The sequence below is a fragment of the Corynebacterium sp. ACRPJ genome (genome assembly GCF_022347345.1).
Taxonomy (GTDB): Bacteria; Actinomycetota; Actinomycetes; order Mycobacteriales; family Mycobacteriaceae; genus Corynebacterium; species Corynebacterium tuberculostearicum_D.
Genome location: NZ_JAKRNC010000031.1, coordinates 1 through 2,513, shown reverse-complemented (window position 1 = coordinate 2,513; position 2,513 = coordinate 1). Strand labels below are relative to the sequence as shown.

At 56.1% G+C, this 2,513-nt stretch carries 3 protein-coding genes and 1 rRNA gene; all 4 read left to right on the top strand.

Going from position 1 to position 2,513, the window contains the following annotated elements; all coding sequences use genetic code 11:
- Positions 1–110: ribosomal RNA gene (gene rrf / locus MHY08_RS11555) — 5S ribosomal RNA — on the top strand; the annotation flags it as partial.
- A 94-nt stretch (positions 111–204) separates the two neighbouring features.
- On the top strand, positions 205–432 hold the full coding sequence (locus tag MHY08_RS11550; RefSeq protein WP_150851690.1) for a tRNA 2-thiouridine-synthesizing protein: 228 nt from the start codon (positions 205–207) through the stop codon (positions 430–432).
- On the top strand, positions 432–1,565 hold the full coding sequence (locus MHY08_RS11545) for a hypothetical protein (RefSeq protein WP_239236776.1): 1,134 nt from the start codon (positions 432–434) through the stop codon (positions 1,563–1,565). The genes MHY08_RS11550 and MHY08_RS11545 overlap by 1 nt, the downstream gene beginning before the upstream one ends.
- Before the next feature lie 183 nt (positions 1,566–1,748).
- A complete protein-coding gene (locus tag MHY08_RS11540; protein WP_239236775.1) occupies positions 1,749–2,411 on the top strand; it encodes a hypothetical protein in 663 nt (220 codons plus the stop codon).
- The last annotated feature ends 102 nt before the right edge of the window (positions 2,412–2,513 follow it).

Genomic DNA, 2,513 nt, shown 5'->3' with positions numbered 1-2,513 from the left:
TCAATAGCTGCAGGGAAACGCCCGGTCCCATTCCGAACCCGGAAGCTAAGCCTGCACACGCTGATGGTACTGCAACCGGGAGGTTGTGGGAGAGTAAGTCACCGCCGACACCAAACAACAAAAACACAACAAAATACAGAAACAATAAGAAGGAGACGGCAAACCACCGTCTCCTTCTTTTTATGTTTTGCTATTCTCCTCACCATGGACCAAAAGCAAATTTCTTATGTGGCGGACCAGGTCGAGCAAGGAATTCTTGGCCTCGAAGGCGTCGATAAGCTGCTGGCTTACTTGGACAGCCTGCATCCGGATGATTTGGCCGGCGTGGATTTCCTGGTTGACCGCATGTTTGAGGAGGAGCGTAACCAAATATGGGAGCTTACGGAAACGCTGAAGGAGTTTCTCGCGGATCTAAAGGAATGCCAGAAGTAGTGCAGACGCTTGACGAAGCAACCAACACCCTTGTAAACCCCTCCGGTTTGAATCTGACTGACCCCGACGATTCACGGGCGTACGCCGACCAGGTGTGGCAGGCGGGTGTGCTTTTGAATGTGGCAATTGATGAGCCTCAACACCTGACCATCCAAGGCGTCAAGTCAATAGAGCCTTACGATATCTTCCCGGTTGCACAACGGGCGCTAGAAGAGGTTCTGCTACAGTTGCCGCTGGTTAATGATCCAGTTAGGTCCGTGATCTGGTGCGCGGGGCGCTTGGCCCAGGAACTACCTCAGGCCGCCCAATTGGCCCAGGTTGACGGTCTGCGCTTGGCCGAGTGGCTTTTGGGCGTTCTCGAGTCGCCGTATGCGGAGCAGGTTTATATCGACCCCGTACAGTACGCGCAGGCTTTAGGGTCTGAAGGCTTCAAAGAGCTGCGCGAGCGTGCGCAGGGTGAGTATGTCGGTCGTCGGTTAGCGGTGCTTTCCGGTTCTGTCGAGGAGGTATTTCGTACCCACACGGACGGATATGAGCAGCTCATTAGCGGGCTTTCGGAGATCGGCCGGTTCGACCTTGCTTACACGTACTCGGAAGAAGCGATGCGAATCCTTCCCGCTGAGGAAACGTTCAACATTGCTGGTGGTTGGGCCGCGATTACCGACGTCCATTTTCCTCACCGCAGCCCTTACGTCAATGACCGAGTTTTCGACGCGTTTCCAACGCTTTCGACAGCGAAAGGTCTTTTTGCGGCGGTGGGGGATAGCGCAGTGGAGCACATCGAGGCTCGGCTGCGCGATAAGCCCTGGGATCTTGCAATGTTTCAGTATCAGTGCCTACGCGATCCGCAACGAGCATGGGCGACAGCCTCGGACGCCGGGCTCCAACGCAATGTGGCAGAACTACTTCTTCCGCACCTGCCGGTCGAAACCATTCCCGTTCTTATGCAGCGTATCGAGGAGAAGCTGGAAACAGAAGATGCCTTTGGTCGCGACCAAGCGTATGGGTTGCTCGGGAAAGTTCAGAAGGTAGCTGACCCGGCTTCATTTGAGGACTTCTTAGGTCGCCTACAGCGAAAGTTTGCTGACTGCCCTGAAATTCGCAACCAGCTTGCCGACGCCGCCCAACCCTAAACCTTTGCTTTTACCCCCGCTAATGTGTGGGGTGGGACTCTCGGGATCCCTGCGGATTTAGGGTATCCTATTCGAACATAAACACCCCCACAGGGGCCACATGTCCACCAGTCGGGATACTATAAAGGCACTCGTTAGAAAATACATACTAACCCTGTTCTTCTCTGCTGGAGTGTCCTGCTTATGACTGCCACACTTGCCCCGCCCGAACCAGATACCAGCCTCGACTACCCAGACACCCTCCTCATCGGCGACCACCCCGACGCGGACTATGACATCGATGGAGACCAAGACAGCCCGGAAGCGTTCTACACCACCAACGCACCCGGCAACCACATCGGCAAAGCCGGCACCTACACACGCAAAACCACCTGGTTCCTCTACCGCGCCATCCTCCCCCAACTAGACGACGACGTCGACCAGAGCCTCACCAGCCTCGCCAAAGACCTCGGCATCTCCTACCACAAGCTCCTAGGCTTCCTGCGCGCCCACTTCCGCATGCGCCAACTACCCCTCGTCACCGAAGTCCAAGGACAGCACTGGATACTCGACCTGACCAAACTGCGCATCATCGACCGCGAACTCACCCGCCTAGACAAAAACCCAGACCACCTCGAAGCCATCGACGCCGCACTCGCAGACTTCCTCACCCCCACCACACCCAACCAAACCGTCCCCACCGACGCGGACCTACGCCGCTTCATCCGCACCTTCATCGACACCCACCTGCGCCCCGAAGACAAAGAACAACAACCCGAACCACGACTGCGCATCAACTACAACCCCGATAACACCACCACACTAACGCTAACCTGCGATAGCGCCACTGAGGTTACCCTCGAGTAGTGGACACCCTATTTGTGCGGATCTTGTGTCCGTAGGAGAGGATGTTCATTGTGAGTCAACAGCGCAAGAAATACACGCCGGAGTACCGGCGTGAAGCCGCAA

What these genes read in the sequence shown, in the direction of transcription:
- MHY08_RS11550 (WP_150851690.1), top strand. Translation starts at nt 205, where the DNA reads ATGGACCAAAAGCAAATTTCTTATGTGGCGGACCAGGTCGAGCAAGGA.
- MHY08_RS11540 (WP_239236775.1), top strand. Translation starts at nt 1,749, where the DNA reads ATGACTGCCACACTTGCCCCGCCCGAACCAGATACCAGCCTCGACTAC.